This window comes from Sphingomonas sp. S-NIH.Pt15_0812, from assembly GCF_003951315.1.
GTDB lineage: Bacteria > Pseudomonadota > Alphaproteobacteria > Sphingomonadales > Sphingomonadaceae > Sphingomonas.
Map to the genome: position 1 here is coordinate 1 of NZ_QLJH01000031.1, position 18,697 is coordinate 18,697.

The following is an 18,697-nucleotide window of genomic DNA, read 5'->3' on the forward strand; positions in this document are numbered from 1 at the left end:
GCGGTCGGCGGGGCGAGCGGGGGGCGGTACGCTGTGTAGCCATGGGCGGCCGTGCGGATACGCCTTAACGATGATGGCGACAAGGGGAGAGGGGCCCGGTCCCCGCTCCCCGGCCCCGATCCTCAGTCTTCGCGCGGGCGGAAGTCGAGCGCGATCGAGTTCATGCAATAGCGCAGGCCGGTCGGCGGCGGGCCGTCCGGGAAGACATGGCCGAGATGGCCGTCGCAACGCGCGCACCGGGTCTCGACGCGCACCATGCCATGGCTGCGGTCGGCGTGATCGGTCACGCTTTCCGGCGCCATCGGTTGGGTGAAGCTGGGCCAGCCCGAGCCGCTGTCATATTTGTCGGCGCTGTCGAACAACGGGTTTTCGCAACCGGCGCAATGATAGACGCCGTCCGCCTTGTTGCCGTTGAGCGCACCGGCAAAGGCGCGCTCGGTGCCCGCCTCGCGCAGTACATGATATTGTTCCGGGGTCAGCCGCTGGCGCCACTCGGCTTCGGTTAAGGTCAGGTGATCCATGACGAATATGTCGGGTCGCGGGGGGCGGGCGTCAAGCGGGGGCGGATGCCTTGATCCGCGTCGCGCGCGCTACCGCCTCGATCAGCGATACCGGCCCGGCGCGCACCGCCAGCGCGGCGAGCATGGGACGCTCCGCCAGGTGCCAGATCGCGCTGGCCAGCCCGATCGGCCGGCGGGTGGCGCGCGCGAAGCGGACCTGCCAGCCTTGCGCCGACTCGCCCCGCCCATGCGCCAGCGCCGCCGACAGGCCGCTGGCGAGCGCGATCCCCATGCCTTCGCCCGCCAGCGAGGGGATCACGCCGGCCTGGTCGCCCAGACGGAACAGCCCCGACTCGGTCCGGAGCGCGCGCCAGCCATAGGGGACGTTCGCCACCGCATCGATCACGGGGGTCGCCGCCATGTCCGCCAGCCGCTCGCCCAGGGGCCCCGAGTCGCGGCCGAGTCGGTGGAGCAGCGCCAGCGGACTGCCCGCCGCCGTCAGCCGCGAACGCCGCACCGCCAGGCAGAGATTGGCGCTGCCATCCTCCTGCCGGACCAGCCCGGCATAGCCGCCATCGAACAGGTGCAGCTCGATCGCGTCGCCGACCAGCCGGTCGAGCGCCGGTCCGGCGGCGAGGCGGGCGCGCAGGCCCATCGCCGGGTCCCGCCCCCGCGCGGCCTCGGGCCGGGCCAGGCCGCGCAGCTCATGCTTGCCGGTCGCCAGCAACAGGGTGGCGGGCGACAGGGTCGCGCCATCCCCCAGCCTGACCCCCTCCGCCGTCCAGGCGCGGACCGCGACGCCGCGCTCCACCCCCGCGCCGGTCTCGGCCCGCGCGAGCAGCAGCGAGTCGAGCCGGCGGCGCGACACCGCCAGGGCGGGGCGGGGCAGGGGCGCCTCGCGCATCCGCTCGCCCGCGAACAGGCGCAGGCGACGGACGCGGGCCGGGTTCAGGCGGTCCGCCGCCACGCCCAGCCGCTCCAGCGTCTCGATCGATCGCCAGCTCAGGAAACCGCCGCAAAGCGCATCGCCGGTGTCGCGGCTACGCTCCAGCACGACGGCGCGAATCCCGGCCTCCGCCAGGATGATCGCCGCCGCCGCACCGGCCGGTCCGCCGCCGACGATCAGTGGGTCTTGCATAGCCGCTCGACGCAGAGGCGAAAGGGGAAGGCGCGGAAGATGCGGGCGTCGTCGATGCCCGCCGCCGCCAGCAGCGGCGGCCATTCGGCGGGACGGAAGCTGCGGGCGATCGACAGATGCCCGTCCGCGCGCACGATCGGGTGCCAGCGCGCCAGCCCCGCCAGCAAGGGCCAGCCGGCATGGGCGAAGCCGTGGCGGTGCAGGTCGTTGACCAGCCAGGACGCGGCATGATCCTGCATCCAGCGCAGGAAGGCGACCAGCTCGCCCGGCGTCATATGATGCGCGACCAGGCTGCTGATCGCCGCGTCCCAGCCGCCGCCCATATCGGCATAGTCGCCGGTGACGTAGCGGATCGCCGAGTTGGCGGGGGTATGCGCGCGCGCCGCCCGTTCGCTGCGCGGGTTGAGGTCGATGCCGACCAGCTCGACCGGCACCACGCGCTTCGCCGCCCAGCGCTCGATCCGCCGCAGCATGTCGCCATCGCCGAAGCCGATGTCGAGCAGCCGCAATCGCCGGCCCCGTTGCGCGATCCGGTCGAGAAAGGCGAGCGTCGGCCGCGCCGCCAGCGTCACGCGATTGACCCGCGCCAGATCGGCGACGACGGCGGCATAGACGTCGGCGTCGAGATCGTCGGCGTCCATCAGCTCCGGATCCTCGGCACGGTGGCGCAGGCTCATGGCGCGGACCGGAAGCCCAGCCCCTCCGCCGCCAGGCCGGGACCGAAGGCGAGGGCGACGCCGCGGGTCACCGGCGGTCCCTCCAGCATCCGGGCGAGCGTGAACATCAATGTCGCCGAGGACATGTTGCCATGGTCGTGCAGCACGCCGCGCGCACTGGCCAGCGCCTCGGGCGGCAGCGCCAGGCTGGTCTCCACCGCGTCGAGGATCGAGCGTCCGCCGGCATGGACCGCCCAGCCATCGATCGCCGCCGGCCCATGACCCTCGGTGACGGCGGCGGCGAAGTCGGCATCGACCAGCGCCTGGGCGATCCGGCGCGGCACCTCGCCCGACAGATGCATGGCGAAACCATGGTCGGTGATCGTCCAGCGGATCAGCGAGTCGCTGTCCGGCAGGGTCGCGGCAAAGGGCGTGCCGAGCGCGAAGCCGCCCGGCGTGGCGCTGACCAGGGTCGCCGCCGCGCCGTCGCCGAACTGCAGCATCGCCAGCAGCGATTCCAGGTCGTCCGTGTCCTGCAAGTGGAGCGACGACAATTCGCAGCAGATCACCAGCACGCGGGCCCGGGGATCGGAGCGGACGATATGCCGGGCGCTGCGCAACGCGACGATCGCCGCGTAACAGCCCATGAAGCCGATCAGCAGCCGCTCGACCGCGGGCGACAGGCCCAGCCGGCGCGCGACGATCTGGTCCAGCCCCGGCGCGACGAAGCCGGTGCAGCTGGCGACGACCAGATGGGTGATGCCGGCAAGCTCGATCTTGGCGCGCAATGCTTCCACCGCGCGCAGCGCCAGCTCGGGCGCGGCCTCGGCATAGATCGCCATGCGTGCGGCGGTGCCGGGCGGCGGGTCGCCGGCATAGAAGGCGCCTGGTGCCGCTTCGGCCGCCGCGCCCGCGAGCGGCGGCAGCACCGACCAGCGCCGCGCGATGCCGGCCCGCGCCGCCATCCGCTCGAACACCGGACGCCCGCGTGGGGCCACGCGGTTGCCGGCCCAAGCGCGAAAGGCGGCATGGACGTCATGCGGCGGATGGGCGGTGCCGATCGCGTGCAGATAGGCAATGGTCTCGCGAGGAGCGGGCAGGGCGCTGGTCAATCGGCGTCTTTCACTGGAGACGGTTCTGACATGGGAAGTCGTTCGTTGGAAACGCGCGGCGCGATCGGAAGGCCCCACGGCATCTCAGTTTCGTGAAACCCGCTAAAATATGGAAACATAAAGTATTTTATAATGACACGCCTTGATCGAGGTCATGGCTGCTCTAGCTTGATATGGTCGAAAGCCAAACTTCCCCGTGAAGGAGGCGCGTTAGGAACCGTCGTACCGGACCAGTAATCGTTCGGGAAGCGGGTGCAGAAACGCGAGGAGAGCAATGGCCGGAGCTACGCAGGACGAATCCGTCGTGGCGCTCATCAAGGACCTCACCGCCAAGCTGGCGGTGGTGGCCAATGGCATCGACGAACGGATCGGGCATGAAGCCCCTCCGGCTTCCACGGCCACGCCGCTCAACCGCGCCCGTGCCCTGATCGAACAGCGCCGGTTGCGACGACGCTTCCTGCCCGAGGAGCTGTTCCACGAGCCGGCCTGGGACATGCTGCTGGCCCTGTATGTCGCGTCGCACGACCATCGGGTGATGAACGTGAAGACGCTGGTGTCCTCCGCCGATGCGCCGGTCACCACCTCGCAGCGTTGGATCGAGCATCTCGCCAAGCTGGGGCTGGTCCGCCGCATGGTCGACCCCATCGACCGCCGCCGGATCGAGGTGTCGCTCAGCGACGACGGACGACGCGCGATCGAGGCCTATCTGGCGGCGATCGCCTGAGGGTCGGTCTTCACGCGACGCCGCGAAGATCGGATTCGCGGGGAGGAGATGCGCCTGCCGCGACCCTTGGCGCGAGATCGGGACCGATCCGCCCTATTGCTGCGCCGCGCCGCCATGATCGCGGCCGAAATCGGGGCGGGCATCGTCCTGCCCCTGCGCGATGATCGAGCGGCGGATGGCGCGGGTGCGGGTGAACAGGTCGAACAGCGTGTCGCCGTCCCCCCAGCGGATCGCGCGTTGCAGCATCGTCACATCCTCGGTCAGGCGTTGCAGGATCTCCAGCACCGCCTCGCGATTGTTGAGGAACACGTCGCGCCACATGGTCGGGTCGGAGGCGGCGATGCGGGTGAAGTCGCGGAAACCGCCGGCGGAGAATTTGATGACCTCGCTCTGGGTCACCTCTTCCAGATCGGACGCGGTGCCGACGATCGAATAGGCGATCAGATGCGGCACATGGCTGGTCACCGCCAGCACCAGGTCGTGATGGCGCGGGCTCATCAGCTCGACATTCGCGCCCAGCGTCTCCCAAAAGGCACGCAGGCGCACCACCGGCGCCTCGGCGCAGCCCTCCTCCGGCGTCAGGATGCACCAGCGGCCCCGGAACAGCGTGGCGAAGCCGCTTTCCGGCCCGCTATTCTCGGTGCCCGCCACCGGATGGCCGGGGACCAGCACCGCGCCCGGCAGCACGGCGCGAAGCGCCGCGATCACGCTTTCCTTCGATCCGCCGACATCGCTGACGATCGCATCGGCGGGCAGGTCTTCGGCGAACTCCGCCGCCGCCGCCGCCATCGCGCCCACCGGCACGCAGAGCATCACCAGATCGGCATCGATCACCGCCGCGCCGGCGCTGTCGGCGACATCGTCGCACAGGTCGATCCGCACCGCCGTCTCGCGCACGTCGGAATCGCGGTCGTAGCCGGTGATCCGCACCGTCGGCATCGTCGCCCGCACCGCGCGCGCGATCGAGGAGCCGATCAGCCCCAGGCCGATGATGGTGACGCGCCCGAAGGTCGGCTGTTGCCGCCCGTCCGGCAAAGGTGCGGGCAGCATCAGCCGGCCCGGGCGACTTCGGCGCGCAGCACGTCCATCACCGCGCGCATCTCCTCCTCGGTGCCGATGGTGATGCGCAGGCCGTGCGGCAGGCCCTGGCCGGGCAGCCAGCGCGTGGCATAGCCGGCATCCATCAGCGCCTTGTACGCCACCTCGGCGGTCAGCGCGCCCTCGAACAGCACCAGCACGAAATTGGCCTTGCTGGGCACCACGCGCAGCCCGGCATGGCCGAGCGCCGCGATCTGCTCGCCGAACCAGCTGCGCCACTGGCGGTTATGCTCGCGGCTGCGGGTGATGAAGTCGTCGGCGCCCAGCGCCGCGATCGCCGCGCGCTGCGCGCCGATGCCGAAGGCGAAGGGCGCGCGGATGCGGTGCATCGCCTGGATGATCTCGGGCGCGGCATAGCCCCAGCCGATCCGCTCGGAGGCGAGGCCGAAGATTTTGGAGAAGGTCCGCGTCACCAGCACATTGCCCTGGGTACGGGCCAGCTCCAGCGCACCGTCGTCGTCCGCGGCGTCCAGATATTCAGTATAGGCCTGGTCGATCACCAGCAGCACCGACCGGGGCAGGCCGGCATGGAGCCGGGCGATCTCGGCCTTAACGGTATAGGTGCCGGTCGGGTTGTTGGGGTTGGCGACGAAGACGACCCGAGTCCGCTCGGTCACCGCCGCCAGGATCGCGTCGACATCGGTCGCATAGTCATGGTCGGCGACCACCACCGGTTCCGCGCCGACCCGCCGCGTCGCGATCTCATAGACCGCGAAGCCGTAGCGGACATGGATGATCTCGTCGCCCGGCCCGGCGAAGGTGCCGGCGGCGAGGTGCAGCACCTCGTCCGACCCGGTGCCGTAGACGATCCGGTCCGCCTCGATCCCGTAATGCGCGGCCAGCGCCGCGCGCAGCTCGACCGCCGCCGCATCCGGATAGCGTTCCAGCTCGCCCGCCGCCGAACGATAGGCCTCGCGCGCCGCCTCCGGCGTGCCGAAGGGATTCTCGTTGGACGACAGCTTGGCGACCTTGCGTCCGTCCTCGCTGGTCGCGCGGCCGGGGACATAGGGAGCGATGCCCAGGATCCAGGGCTTGGGGGCCAGGGCGGGGAGGGGGGCTGCGGTGTCGTTGCTCATGGCCAGCGGCCATAGGCCCCGAGCCGTGGCGTTGACAACTTGCTTTGCCGCCCCCGCCGCCGTAGCGGGCATGCCCATGAACCACGACCAGCGTTTCGGCCTGTCGCGGCAGGTGGCGCTGCCGGGCCCCCTGCGGCTCGATGGCGGCGCGCTGCTGTCGCCGGTCGAGATCGCGTACGAGACCTATGGCACGCTCGCGCCCGATGGCGGCAATGCGGTGCTGCTCTGCCATGCGTTGACCGGCGACCAGCATGTCGCCAGCCCGCATCCGCGCACCGGCAAGCCCGGCTGGTGGACGCGGCTGGTGGGGCCGGGCAAGCCGATCGACCCGGCGCGCGATTTCGTGATCTGCTCCAACGTGCTGGGCAGCTGCATGGGATCGTCCGGCCCGGCCTCGACCAACCCCGCCACGGGCCGGCCCTATGCCATGGCCTTCCCGGTCATCACCATCCGCGACATGGTGCGCGCGCAGGCGCTGCTGCTCGACCATCTGGGCGTGGGCGTCCTGAAGGCGGTGGTCGGCGGGTCGATGGGCGGGATGCAGGCCCTGTCCTGGGCGGCGACCTTTCCCGACCGGGTGCGCGCCTGCGTCGTCATCGCCTCCACCGCGCGGCACTCGGCGCAGAACATCGCCTTTCACGAGGTCGGGCGGCAGGCGATCATGGCCGATCCGAAATGGCGCGGTGGCGACTATTATGCCGATCAGGACCCGCCCGCCGCGGGGCTGGCGGTGGCGCGGATGGCGGCGCACATCACCTATCTGTCCGAGGCGGGGCTGACCGAGAAATTCGGACGCAAGCTCCAGGCGCGGGACGCCAAGGGCTTCGGCTTCGATGCCGATTTCCAGGTGGAAAGCTATCTGCGCCACCAGGGGTTGAGCTTTGTCGACCGGTTCGACGCCAATTCCTATCTCTACATCACCCGCGCGCTCGACTATTTCGATCTGGCCGAGGAGCATGGCGGGCTGCTCGCCCATGCCTTCCGCGCGACGGCGGCGCGCTTCTGCCTGGTCAGCTTCGACACCGACTGGCTCTATCCGACGCTCGAGTCGCGCCATATCGTCCAGGCGCTGAACGCCGCCGGGCGGCCGGTCAGCTTCGTCGAACTGTCCAGCCCCTATGGCCATGACGCCTTCCTGCTGGAGGCGCCGGAGATGAATCGCGTGGTCGATGGTTTTCTGAAGGGCGGGGCGTGACCGATTCCATCATCCTTTCCGCCGATCCGGCGCGGATCGACGTCGCGCAGGTGCATTGCTGGCTCGCCGATACCTATTGGTCGCCGGGCATCGCGCGCGCGCAGGTGGAACGCGCCATCGCCGGATCGCGGGTCATCGGCGCCTATCGGGACGATGACCGGCAAGTCGGGGGCGTACAGGTCGGCTTCGCGCGGCTGATCACGGATGGCGCGACCTTTGGCTGGCTGGCCGACGTGATCGTCGATCCCGACTGGCGCGGGGCGGGGATCGGGCGACGGATGGTGGAAGGGCTGCTGGCCGCGCCCGATCTGGCCGATATCCGGCGGGTGATGCTGAACACGCGCGACGCGCACGGCGTCTATGCGGCGCTGGGCTTCGCGGCCCCGGTCCGGCCGGACTTCCTGATGGAGCGCCTGCAACCCGGCGCGGCCGAGCGGTTGAGGGTGCTGTGATCCTGCGGCCCGACCTGGCGATCATCGCCGACCATGTCGCCGCCGGTGCGCGGGTGCTGGATGTCGGCTGCGGCGACGGCGCGCTGATGGCGGCGCTGCGCGATCGCAGCGGCGTCGATGCGCGGGGGCTGGAACTGTCCGCCGCCAATGTCGCGGCGGCGGTCGGGCGCGGGCTGGCGGTGGTGCAGGGCGATGCCGATACCGACCTGGCCGGCTATCCCGATGCCAGCTTCGACTATGCGATCCTCAGCCAGACCCTCCAGACCACGCACCAGCCGCATGTCGTGCTCGACCATCTGCTGCGCATCGGCCGGCGCGCCTTTGTCAGCTTCCCCAATTTCGCGCATTGGCGGGTGCGGCTGTCATTGCTGTGGGGCGGGCGGATGCCGGTGACGCGGCTGCTGCCCGAACAATGGTTCGACACGCCCAACATCCACCACCTGACCGTGGACGATTTCCGCGCCTTCCTCGACGCGCGCGGCGTGGCGGTGGAGGGGGCCTGGTTCCTGGGCAGCGGCCGGCCGCGATCGGCGGCGGCGGCGAACCTGATGGCCGAACATGCGGTGTTCCTGCTGCGCCGTTGATCGATCGATGACATGTTAACGTCATAATGGGCGGAACTATAATCTATGTGAGCCGTTCACGGCCGACACTGATGGAATTCCGCCATGCCCAAGACGGCCCTGATCGTCGAAGATGAGATATTCGTGGCCCTCGATCTGGAGCGGATCCTGATGGACGCCGGCTACAGCGTCGCGGCGATCGCCGCCGACCGTAGCGAGGCGCTAGAGGCCGCGCCGCATTGCAGCTTCGCGTTCGTCGACATCAACCTGCGCGACGGGCCGACCGGCCCCGACATCGCCCGCCGCATCGCCCAGGATTTCGGTGTGAAGGTCGTGTTCGTCACCGCCAATCCGACCCAGATCGATGGCGACGAGGGCGCACTGGGCTATGTCCGCAAGCCGTTCAGCGAAGCGGCGATCCTGGCGGCGGCGCAATTCGCCTCCGGCGACCGCGATGCGGCGAACGAGGATGTCGTGCCGCTGGATAGGATCATCGTCGGCTGAACGCCGCACGGGGGATCGTCACCTTCACGTGCAGCCCCCGCGGTTGCCAGTCGCGGGTGACGCTGCCGCCCAATTGCCGCACCGCCGACAGTTCGACCAGCTGGCTGCCAAAGCCCATCCGGTGCGTCTCCGGCTCCGCCACGGTCGGGCCGCCTTCCTCGCACCAGCACAGCGCGACATGCTGGTCCCCCGCCTCCACGGTCAGGCGGACAAGGCCGTCCTCGCGCGCCAGCGCGCCATATTTCGTCGCATTGGTCGCCAGCTCGTGGAACAGCAAGGCGAGCGGCGTCGCCGATCGATCGTCGATCAGCAGGTCGTCGCCGATGATGGTCACGCGCTGTCGATCGCCCAGCCGATAGGGTTCGAAGATCTGCTCCAGCAAGCCGGTCAAACTGTCCTGCTGGCCGGACGGGCGTGAGGCGATGCTGTGCGGGCGGACGAAGTCGTGCGCGCGGCCCAGCGCCATGATCCGCTGGCGCAGATCGTCGGCGGCGGGGCGGAATTCGGGCCGGGCGCGGGCGGCGAACTGGACCAGCCCGGCGATCACCGCGAAGATATTCTTGATGCGATGGCTCAGCTCCTGGCTGATGACCTCGCGCTCCTCCAGCGCCAGCTTCTGCTCGTGAATGTCGGTGCACGTGCCGAACCACCGGATGATCCTGCCCTGGTCGTCGCGGATCGGCAGCGCGCGGCCCAGCACCCAGCGATAGGTGCCGTCGAAATGGCGCAGGCGATATTCGATCTGATACGGATCGCCCGTCTCCAGGCTGTGCCGCCACACCGACCAGGCCCGATCCTGGTCGTCGCGGTGGAACATGTCGCTCCAGCCCTCGCCATCGGTCGATCCGGCGGGGGCGCCGGTGAAATCATACCAGCGGGCATTGTAGTAATCGTGGAAACCGTCGGGCCGGGTCGACCAGACCATCTGCGGCATCGTGTCCGCCAGCGTGCGGAAGCGCAGGTCGCTCTCCTCCAGCGCGCGACGCGAGCGGGCGGCGTCCAGCCCCAGTTCGCGCGCGGCGCGGCGGTCGTCCAGCCGCGCCATCGCGGCGGCGGCCAGCACCACCAGCCCCTCATGCTGGAGCGGGGTCAGTCCCGCGCGCGGACGCGGGTCGAGGATGCAGAGCGTGCCGAGCGCCCGACCATCGGCGGCGAGCAGGGGCGCGCCGGCATAGAAGCGCACGTACGGCGCGCTGGTGACCAGCGGATTGTCGACGAAGCGGAAATCCTCATGCGTGTCGGGCACGATCATCGGTTCGCGCCCCATCACTGCATGGGTGCAGAAGGAGATGTCGCGCGGCGTGCCGTCCTGCTCCATGCCGGTCCGCGCGATGAAATGCTGGAATTCCTCCTCCAGCAGCGTCACCAGCGCGATCGGCGCATCGCATAGATGCGCCGCGAATCGCGTCAGGTCGTCCAGCGCCCCGGTGTCGCGCAGGTGCAGCGCGTCATAAGTCGACAGCACCCGCATATAGGGATCGGCGCACAGGGCGGCAGGACCGCGTGTCAGGGAATCCGGAATCACGGGGCGTGAACGCGCAAGTGATCAAAACGGCACATCGTCGTCGAGATCGTCCGCGAAGCCGCCGCCCATGCTGCCGCCACGGCTGCCGCCGCCCGACGCCCCGCCGGACGAACCGCCGCCGCGGCTGCCGCCGCCCGACGACCCGCCACCGAAGTCGCCGCCGCCCCATTCGTCGCCGCCACGGCTACCGCCGCCGGCCCCGCCGGCCCCGCCCTGGGGACCGTCGAGCATGGTCAGCACGCTGTTGAAGCCCTGCAGCACGATCTCGGTCGAATATTTATCCTGGCCGTTCTGGTCCTGCCACTTCCGCGTCTGGAGCTGGCCCTCGATATAGACCTTCGACCCCTTGCGCAGGAAGCGCTCGGCGACGTTGGCCAGCCCCTCGTTGAAGATGGCGACCGAATGCCATTCGGTCTTTTCCTTGCGCTCGCCGCTGTTGCGGTCCTTCCACGATTCGGACGTGGCGATGCGCAGGTTCACGACCTTGCCGCCGTTCTGGAAGCTGCGGCTCTCGGGGTCGCGCCCCAGATTGCCGACGAGAATGACCTTGTTGACGCTACCCGCCATGAACTGCCCCGAGATTTTAGAGGCCGACGGCGACCGCCAGCCAGTAAGTGATGCCGGCCATGATGTACGCAGCCGCGAACAAATAGCCAACCATGAACAGCGGCCATTTCCACCCATTCGTCTCGCGACGGGTGACCGCGATGGTCGAGATGCATTGCGGCGCGAACACGAACCACATCAGGAAGGCGAGCGCGGTCGGCAGCGACCAGCGGCCGCGCAGGCGGTCGGTCAGCGCCTCCTGCCCCGCCTCGCCATCGGTATTGTCGATGGCATAGACGGTGCCGATCGCCGACACCGCCACTTCGCGCGCGGCCATGGCGGGCAGCAGCGCGAGCGCGATGTCGCGGTTGAAGCCGATCGGCTTGACCACCACCTCGATCCCGCGTCCGATCCGGCCGGCGATCGAATAATCGACCGGCGAGATCCCGCTGCCCTCGGGCGGCTTGGGGAAGCTGAGCAGCAGCCACAGCACCACCGTGGTCGCGGCGATGATCGTGCCCGCGCGCTTCAGGAAGATGGCCGCGCGCGTCCACAGGCCGAGTGCGATGTCCTGGAGGCGCGGCCACTGATATTTGGGCATCTCCATCATGAAGCCCGAGGACGCGCCCTTGGTCACCGTCCGCCGCAGCACCAGGGCGGCGACATAGGCGCCCGCGATGCCGATGATCAGCAGCCCGAACATCACCAGCCCCTGCAACCGGACGAAGGGCAGGACCGGCGTATTGGGGATCATCGCGCCGATGATCAGGGTATAGACCGGCCAGCGCGCCGAACAGGTCATCAGCGGCGCGATCAGGATGGTGGTCAGCCGGTCCTTCTCGTCCTCGATCGTCCGGGTCGCCATGATCCCCGGCACCGCGCAGGCGAAGCTGGACAGGAGGGGGATGAAGGCGCGGCCCGACAGGCCCACGGTCGCCATCAGCCGGTCCATCAGGAAGGCGGCGCGGACCATGTAGCCGCTCGCCTCCAGGATCAGGATGAACAGGAACAGGATCAGGATCTGCGGCAGGAACACGATCACCGCGCCGACGCCCGCGATCAGCCCGTCGGTGACCAGCGACCGCAGGAAACCGTCGGGCGCATGGGCGGTGACCCAGCCCTCCAGCGCCTTGAACCCGGCATCGATCATGTCGGCCGGCACGCTCGCCCAGGTGAAGACCGCCTGGAACATCACGAACAGGATGGTGACCAGCAGCAGCGGCCCGACCACCGGATGCAGCGCCACCGCGTCCAGCCAGTGCGCCCAGCGCCGCGCCGGCGTCTCCGACACGATCGCCGCCTTGGCGATGGCCCGGGCGCGGCGTTGCAGGGCCGAGAGCGACTCGTCCGGGAGATCGGCGGCGGCGGCGGGCGTCGCGGCGCCCAGGGCATCGGTCAGGTGCCGGCGAAGATCGTCCAGCCCGCGCTTGCGCACCGCGACCGTGGGGACGACCGGCACGCCCAGTTCGCGCGCCAGCACGGCGGGGTCGAGCACCAGCCCGTCGCGCTCCGCCAGGTCGACCATGTTGAGCGCGACCACCACCGGCCGGCCGAGCGCGATCAATTGCAGGGCGAAGCGCAGATGGTTGTCGAGATTGGCGGCGTCGATCACGACGATCATCGCGTCGGGCACGCGTTCGAAGCTCGACCGGCCGGTCACCACGTCGCGTGTCACGCGCTCGTCGGGGGAGGAGGGGTCGAGGCTATAGGCGCCGGGCAGGTCGACCAGCTCGACCGGGCGGCCGTCGTCCAGCGCGATCCGGCCCGAATGCCGTTCAACCGTCACGCCCGGATAATTGCCCACCTTCTGGCGGGCGCCCGTCAGGGCGTTGAACAGCGCGCTCTTGCCGGCATTGGGATTGCCGACCAGCGCCACCAGCGGCGCGGCCTGGGTCACGGTCAGCCGGCGACCGGCGAGACATGGATCGACGCGGCGACGGCGCGGCGCAGCGCCACCGTCATCCGGCCGATCTTGCACGCGATCGGCCCTCCGCCCAGCGTCGCCCGGTGCAGCACCTGCACCTCGACGCCCTCGTCGAAGCCGAGCTCGCGCAGCCGTCGCGCCTCGGGCGGCGCCAGTCGCGTCCAGTCGATCGTCGACACGGTGGCGTTGCGGCGGCGCGGGAAGGTCGCAAGACAGTCTGAAGCCATACGCGGCACATAGAGAGCATGCGACTAATTATCAATTAGCGACGGACAAGGATTCCGTCCGCCCGGCTGTCCGCCGGGTCGGATTGGTGGGGTCAGAGAAGCTCGGGCGCGGCATAGCCGTGATTCGCCAGCGTGCGGGCGATCGCCGCCTCGCGGTCGCCCAGCCGGGTGAAGACCAGCCGGTGCGGCCCCGGCGTGGCGGGCCAGGCTTGGTCCTGCGTCAGATACGCGACCCGCCGGGCGATGCCGGGGCCGCCATCGACGAAGCGCACGTCCGGCGCGACCTCAGTCATCACCGGCACCAGCAGCGGGAAATGCGTGCAGGCGTTGACGATCACGTCGATGGCCGCGCCGCCCGGCTGGTCGAACAGCCCGTCCAGCTCGGCCCGCACCGCCGCCGGATCGGGCGCGGCCCCCGCCAGCATCCCCTCCGCCAGCGCCACCAGGGCCGCCGATCCGTGGCGGATCACCGTGCAGTCGCCGGCGAAGCGCGCCGCCAGATCGTCGACATAGGGCTGGCGCACGGTCGCCTCGGTGCCGAGCACGCCGATCGTGCGCGTCCGGCTCAGCGACGCGGCGGGCTTGATCGCGGGCACCGTGCCGACCACGGCCAGGTCGAGCGCCGCCCGCACCGCCGGCAGCGCGATGGTGGAGGCGGTGTTGCAGGCGATCACGATCAGGCGCGGGCGATAGCGTTCCGCCAGCCGGCCGAGCAGCGCCGGCACCCGCGCTGCGATCTCGCCTTCGCTCTTCGTGCCATAGGGGAAGCCGGCCGAGTCGGCGGCATAGACGACCGGCGCGTCGGGCAGCGCGGCCCGGACCGGCCCCGCGATCGACAGCCCGCCGACACCGGAATCGAAGATCAGGATCGGCCGCGCATCGCTCATGCCGCCGCCTTAGCGGCCTCGAAGCCGCGACGAAAGCGCGTGTCCGCGCGACATGGACAGGAACAGAGCGGGCACGCTATAGGGGCGCGACAAGGGGGAAGAGTGGTCACCGAAGTCCTCTGGATCGCACCGGCGCTCGCGCTGCTGATCGGCTATCTGTTCGGCTCCATCCCGTTCGGGGTGCTGCTCACCCGCATGGCCGGGGCGGGCGACCTGCGCAGCATCGGCTCCGGCAATATCGGCGCGACCAACGTGCTGCGCACCGGTCGCAAGGGGCTGGCGGCGGCGACCCTCCTGCTCGACATGCTGAAGGCGGTGGCCGCGATCCTGATCGTCGAGCATCTCTATCCCGGCCAGGGCCAGCTGGCGGCGCTCGGCGCCTTTCTGGGGCATTGCTATCCGGTGTGGCTGCGCTTTCGCGGTGGCAAGGGGGTGGCGACCTTGATGGGGATCGTGGTCGCGCTCCACTGGCCCTCCGGCCTGGTGTTCGCGGCGGTGTGGCTGGGGCTGCTGGCGTCGCTGCGAATCTCCTCGGTCGCGGGGATGCTCGCCGCGGTCAGCGCGCCCGTCTCCGCCGCGCTGTTCGGTCGATTCGACCTCGTCGTGCTGCTGCTGGCACTGGCGCTGATCGTGCTGTGGAAGCACGCCGCGAATATCGAGCGGCTGCTCGCCGGCACCGAACCGCGCATCGGTCGCGAGGGCTGAACCGGTGAGCGCGCGCCAGCCCGCCGCCGCCACCGCGCGGCTGCGGCTGTTGCGCACCGCCGGCATCGGCCCGGTCACCTATCGCCAGCTCGTGGCCCGCTTCGGCGATGCGGAATCCGCCCTGGCGGCCTTGCCGATGCTGGCACGTCGCGGCGGCGGCGAGGGGCCGCGCATCGCCGACCCGGCCCTGATCGAACGCGAGCAGGCGGCGGTCGCGCGGCTGGGCGCGACCTATCTGTTCCTGGGCGATCCCGACTATCCGCCGCTGCTCGCCCAACTGGACGATGCGCCGGTCGCGCTGATCCGCCGCGGCGATGTCGGCCTCTCGGCGCGGCCCTGCGTGGCGATGGTCGGCGCGCGCAACGCCTCGGCCGCCGCCTGCCGCTTCGCCCGGCAGATCGCGCATGAACTGACCCAGGCGGGGGTCACGGTCGTGTCCGGCCTGGCGCGCGGCATCGACACGGCGGCGCATCACGGCGCGCTGGCCGGCGGCACGATCGGGGTGATCGCCTGCGGCATCGATGTCGTCTTCCCGCCCGAAAATGCCGGGTTGCAGGAGGCGGTCGCGACGCAAGGGTTGCTGCTCGCCGAACAGCCGCCCGGCACCGAGCCGCGCGCGCGGCTCTTTCCCTATCGCAACCGCATCATCGCCGGCCTGTCGCAAGCCACGTTGGTGGTGGAGGCGGCGCCGCGCTCCGGCTCGCTGATCACCGCGCGACTGGCGGGCGAGGCGGGGCGCGACGTGCTGGCGGTGCCAGGCAGTCCGCTCGATCCGCGCGCGCGCGGGTGCAACCAGCTGATCCGCGACGGCGCGATCCTGGTGCAGGACACCGCCGATATCCTCGAACAGATCCGGCCGATCGACCCGCGCGCAGGCGTGCGGATGCCCGCCGGCCGCTTCGACGCCGGCCCCCCGGCCGACCCGAGCGACCGCGATCGGCAGGTCGTCTCCGCGCTGCTCGGCCCGGTGCCGGTCGCGATCGACGAACTGGTCCGCCAGTCGGGCCGCCCGCCCGCGATCGTCCAGACGGTGCTGCTGGAGCTGGAACTCGCCGGCCGGGTCGAGCGCCATGCCGGCGGCCGGGTGGCGCTGGTCTGATCCGTCCGGCTTGACGGCCGGGATCGCGCTCACCACCCTCGCGCGTACACACAAGGATCGCTAACGCCCCGCCCATGCAGCTCGTCATCGTCGAATCGCCCGCCAAGGCGAAGACCATCGAAAAATATCTCGGGTCGGACTATCGAGTCCTGGCCTCCTACGGCCATGTCCGCGACCTGCCGCCCAAGGACGGCTCGGTGAATCCCGATGACGGATTCGCAATGGAGTGGGAAAATTACGCCGACAAGGCCAAGCAGCTCAAGGCGATCGCCGACCTGTCCAAGACCGCCGACCGCCTGATCCTGGCGACCGACCCCGATCGCGAGGGCGAGGCGATCAGCTGGCACGTGCAGGAGGTGCTGCGCGCGCGCAAGGCGCTGCCCAAGGACGTGCAGCGCGTCACCTTCAACGCGATCACCAAACAGGCCGTCACCAGCGCGATGCAGGCCCCGCGCGAGCTGGATACCGACCTGATCGATGCCTATCGCGCCCGCCGCGCGCTGGATTACCTGGTCGGCTTCACCCTGTCGCCGGTCTTGTGGCGCAAGCTGCCCGGCGCCAAGTCGGCCGGTCGCGTCCAGTCGGTGGCGCTGCGCCTGATCGTCGAGCGCGAGCGCGAGATCGAGAGCTTCGTCTCGCAGGAATATTGGTCGGTCACCGCCGCGCTGGAGCAGGACGGCACGCCCTTCACCGCGCGGCTGGTGCAGTGGGAGGGGAAAAAGCTCGACCGGCTGTCGATCGGCAACGAGGGCGACGCGCTGCGCGCCAAGGCGGATGTCGAGGCGGGCCGGTTCGAGGTGCAGTCGGTCGAGACTCGGCCGGCGACGCGCAACCCGCCGCCGCCCTTCACCACCTCGACCCTGCAGCAGGAGGCGGCGCGCAAGCTCGGCTTCTCCGCCGACCATACGATGCGGATCGCGCAGGGCCTCTACGAGGACGGCGCGATCACCTATATGCGGACCGACGGCGTGCAGATGGACGGCAGCGCCATTTCCGCCGCGCGCAAGGCGGTGGCCGATCGCTACGACGCCTCCTACGTCCCCGACAAGCCGCGCCAGTACCAGACCAAGGCGAAGAACGCGCAGGAAGCGCACGAGGCGATCCGCCCGACCGATTTCGGCCGCGACAAGGTCGGCGGCGGCGATCACGCCCGCCTCTACGAACTGGTCTGGAAGCGCGCGCTGGCCAGCCAGATGGCCTCGGCGCGGATGGAGCGGACGACGATTGATCTCGCCGACGGCACCGGCCGCCACATGCTCCGCGCGACCGGGCAGGTGGTGCTGTTCCCCGGCTATCTCGCGCTCTACGAGGAAGGCCAGGACGACAGCGCCACCGACGAGGAGGCGCGCCGCCTGCCCCGCCTGCGCGAGGGCGATACGCCGGCCAAGAAGGGCGTCGCCGCCGAGCAGCATTTCACCCAGCCGCCGCCACGCTTCTCCGAGGCGTCGCTGGTCAAGCGGATGGAGGAACTGGGGATCGGCCGCCCGTCCACCTATGCGTCGATCATCAAGACGCTGAAGGACCGCGCCTATGTCCGCGTCGAGAAGAACCGCTTCTTCGCCGAGGAGAGCGGGCGGCTGGTGACGGCGTTCCTAGAACGCTTCTTCGAGAAATATGTCGGCTTCGACTATACCGCCGGGCTGGAGGAGGAGCTGGACGACGTGTCCGGCGGCCGCGCCGAGTGGCAGGCGGTGCTGGAGGCGTTCTGGCGCGACTTCAAGCCGCGCACCGCCGAGGTGATGGAGCAGCAGCCGAGCGCGATCACCGCCGAGCTGGACCAGTTCCTGGCCCCCTATCTCTTCCCGGAAAAAGCGGACGGCGGCGACCCGCGCCTGTGCCCCAATTGCGGCGCGGGCAAGCTGGCGCTGCGCGGCGGCCGGTTCGGCGCGTTCGTCGCCTGCTCCAACTATCCGGAGTGCAAATATACGCGTCGCTTCGCGCAGGGCGGCGCGGCAGCCGAGGATAGCGGCCCGGAGACGCTGGGCAACGATCCCGAGACGGGCCTGCCGGTCGAGCGCAAGTCGGGGCGGTTCGGCCCCTATATCCAGCTGGGCGACGGCAAGGACGCCAAGCGCGCCTCCATCCCCAAGGATGTCGATCTCGACCTGGAATGGGCGCTGAAGCTGCTCAGCCTGCCGCGCACGATCGGCAACCATCCGGAGACGGGCGAACCGATCACCGCGTCGATCGGCCGCTATGGCCCCTATCTGGCCCATGCCGGCAAATATGCGCGGCTCCAGGCGACCGCCGACGTGTTCGAGACGGGGATGAACGCCGCCGTGGTCAAGCTGGCCGAGGCGGCGGCGGGCGGCGGCCGTCCGGCGCGGGGGGCCGCGCGCGAGCCGCTCAAGCTGCTCGGCAAGCATCCGCGCACCGAGGCGGAGCTGAAGGTGATGGAGGGCCGCTACGGCGCCTATGTCACCGATGGCGAGACCAATGCGACCCTGCCCAAGTCGGTGACGGTCGACCAGCTGACGCTGGAGGAAGCCGCTTCGCTGATCGACGCGCGCGCGGCGGCCGGGCCGAAGACCAAGAAGCCGGTGAAGAAGGCGGCGGCGAAGAAGCCGGCGGCGGACAAGAAGGCCCCGGCCGAGAAGAAGGCGGCGGTCAAGAAACCGGCGACGAAGAAGCCCGCCGCGAAGAAGGCGGCGAAGCCGGCCGACGGAGAGTAAGGCGATCACCCCCGCTCATCGGGCGGGGGTGATTATGGACTGGCCCGATACCGAAGCTCTTCGACCATCCCGGCGAAGGTCGGGCGAACAGGCC

At 70.2% G+C, this 18,697-nt stretch carries 19 protein-coding genes; 8 read left to right on the top strand and 11 right to left on the bottom strand.

Features of this window, described 5'->3' with window-relative positions:
• Positions 1–122: 122 nt before the first annotated feature.
• Genes msrB through BRX43_RS16305 form a run of 4 tightly spaced genes read right to left on the bottom strand, consistent with a single transcriptional unit; the run spans position 123 to position 3,406 of the window.
• A complete protein-coding gene (gene msrB / locus BRX43_RS16290; protein ID WP_125996152.1) occupies positions 123–521 on the bottom strand; it encodes a peptide-methionine (R)-S-oxide reductase MsrB in 399 nt (132 codons plus the stop codon).
• Positions 522–552: 31 nt separating this feature from the next.
• The gene (locus BRX43_RS16295; protein WP_125996153.1) at positions 553–1,638 is read right to left on the bottom strand and encodes an FAD-dependent monooxygenase; all 1,086 of its coding nucleotides are present in this window, start codon (positions 1,636–1,638) and stop codon (positions 553–555) included.
• Complete coding sequence (locus BRX43_RS16300; RefSeq protein ID WP_125996154.1) at positions 1,623–2,315, bottom strand: methyltransferase domain-containing protein; 693 nt, start codon at positions 2,313–2,315, stop codon at positions 1,623–1,625. The genes BRX43_RS16295 and BRX43_RS16300 overlap by 16 nt, the downstream gene beginning before the upstream one ends.
• Entirely contained in the window at positions 2,312–3,406 is a 1,095-nt protein-coding gene (locus tag BRX43_RS16305) for a type III polyketide synthase (RefSeq protein ID WP_241215009.1), read from the bottom strand. The genes BRX43_RS16300 and BRX43_RS16305 overlap by 4 nt, the downstream gene beginning before the upstream one ends.
• 274 nt (positions 3,407–3,680) lie before the next feature.
• On the opposite strand from BRX43_RS16305, the gene BRX43_RS16310 reads away from it, so the two are divergent.
• Positions 3,681–4,130: a hypothetical protein gene (locus BRX43_RS16310; RefSeq protein WP_125996155.1), complete on the top strand. Its 450-nt coding sequence runs from the start codon at positions 3,681–3,683 to the stop codon at positions 4,128–4,130.
• Between the two features lie 93 nt (positions 4,131–4,223).
• On the opposite strand, the gene BRX43_RS16315 is transcribed toward BRX43_RS16310, so the two are convergent.
• Together BRX43_RS16315 and hisC are read right to left on the bottom strand one after the other, a co-directional pair.
• On the bottom strand, positions 4,224–5,180 hold the full coding sequence (locus tag BRX43_RS16315; RefSeq protein ID WP_125996156.1) for a prephenate/arogenate dehydrogenase family protein: 957 nt from the start codon (positions 5,178–5,180) through the stop codon (positions 4,224–4,226).
• Positions 5,180–6,304, bottom strand: coding sequence for a histidinol-phosphate transaminase (gene hisC / locus BRX43_RS16320; protein ID WP_125996157.1), 1,125 nt, complete (start codon positions 6,302–6,304; stop codon positions 5,180–5,182). The genes BRX43_RS16315 and hisC overlap by 1 nt, the downstream gene beginning before the upstream one ends.
• A 76-nt stretch (positions 6,305–6,380) precedes the next feature.
• Between hisC and BRX43_RS16325 the strand changes: the two genes are divergently transcribed.
• The 4 genes from BRX43_RS16325 (at position 6,381) to BRX43_RS16340 (ending at position 9,018) form a co-directional block, all read left to right on the top strand.
• Positions 6,381–7,499 carry a homoserine O-acetyltransferase gene (locus BRX43_RS16325; RefSeq protein WP_125996158.1) on the top strand — a complete coding sequence of 373 codons (1,119 nt, stop codon included), beginning with the start codon at positions 6,381–6,383 and terminating at the stop codon, positions 7,497–7,499.
• Complete coding sequence (locus BRX43_RS16330) at positions 7,496–7,951, top strand: GNAT family N-acetyltransferase (RefSeq protein WP_241215010.1); 456 nt, start codon at positions 7,496–7,498, stop codon at positions 7,949–7,951. The genes BRX43_RS16325 and BRX43_RS16330 overlap by 4 nt, the downstream gene beginning before the upstream one ends.
• Positions 7,948–8,535: a methionine biosynthesis protein MetW gene (gene metW, locus BRX43_RS16335; protein ID WP_125996159.1), complete on the top strand. Its 588-nt coding sequence runs from the start codon at positions 7,948–7,950 to the stop codon at positions 8,533–8,535. Before BRX43_RS16330 ends, metW begins: the two co-directional genes overlap by 4 nt.
• Before the next feature lie 84 nt (positions 8,536–8,619).
• Entirely contained in the window at positions 8,620–9,018 is a 399-nt protein-coding gene (locus BRX43_RS16340) for a response regulator (protein WP_125996160.1), read from the top strand.
• Here BRX43_RS16340 and BRX43_RS16345 read toward each other — a convergent pair.
• From BRX43_RS16345 to murI, 5 genes are all read right to left on the bottom strand, one after another.
• Positions 9,005–10,489 carry a PAS domain-containing protein gene (locus BRX43_RS16345; RefSeq protein WP_125996186.1) on the bottom strand — a complete coding sequence of 495 codons (1,485 nt, stop codon included), beginning with the start codon at positions 10,487–10,489 and terminating at the stop codon, positions 9,005–9,007. The genes BRX43_RS16340 and BRX43_RS16345 overlap by 14 nt on opposite strands.
• A 75-nt stretch (positions 10,490–10,564) precedes the next feature.
• Complete coding sequence (gene ssb, locus BRX43_RS16350; protein ID WP_125996161.1) at positions 10,565–11,110, bottom strand: single-stranded DNA-binding protein; 546 nt, start codon at positions 11,108–11,110, stop codon at positions 10,565–10,567.
• Positions 11,111–11,126: 16 nt separating this feature from the next.
• Positions 11,127–12,965, bottom strand: a complete 1,839-nt coding sequence (locus BRX43_RS16355; RefSeq protein WP_125996187.1) for a ferrous iron transporter B — start codon at positions 12,963–12,965, stop codon at positions 11,127–11,129.
• A 23-nt stretch (positions 12,966–12,988) separates the two neighbouring features.
• A complete protein-coding gene (locus BRX43_RS16360; protein ID WP_125996162.1) occupies positions 12,989–13,240 on the bottom strand; it encodes a FeoA family protein in 252 nt (83 codons plus the stop codon).
• Between the two features lie 92 nt (positions 13,241–13,332).
• Entirely contained in the window at positions 13,333–14,127 is a 795-nt protein-coding gene (murI, locus tag BRX43_RS16365) for a glutamate racemase (RefSeq protein ID WP_125996163.1), read from the bottom strand.
• A gap of 102 nt (positions 14,128–14,229) precedes the next feature.
• On the opposite strand from murI, the gene plsY reads away from it, so the two are divergent.
• From plsY to topA, 3 genes are all read left to right on the top strand, one after another.
• On the top strand, positions 14,230–14,832 hold the full coding sequence (gene plsY / locus BRX43_RS16370; RefSeq protein WP_164523646.1) for a glycerol-3-phosphate 1-O-acyltransferase PlsY: 603 nt from the start codon (positions 14,230–14,232) through the stop codon (positions 14,830–14,832).
• Between the two features lie 4 nt (positions 14,833–14,836).
• Positions 14,837–15,931 (top strand): DNA-processing protein DprA, encoded by a 1,095-nt coding sequence (gene dprA / locus BRX43_RS16375; RefSeq protein WP_125996164.1) that lies wholly within the window; start codon positions 14,837–14,839, stop codon positions 15,929–15,931.
• Between the two features lie 74 nt (positions 15,932–16,005).
• The gene (topA, locus tag BRX43_RS16380; RefSeq protein WP_125996165.1) at positions 16,006–18,603 is read left to right on the top strand and encodes a type I DNA topoisomerase; all 2,598 of its coding nucleotides are present in this window, start codon (positions 16,006–16,008) and stop codon (positions 18,601–18,603) included.
• Positions 18,604–18,697 lie beyond the last annotated feature (94 nt).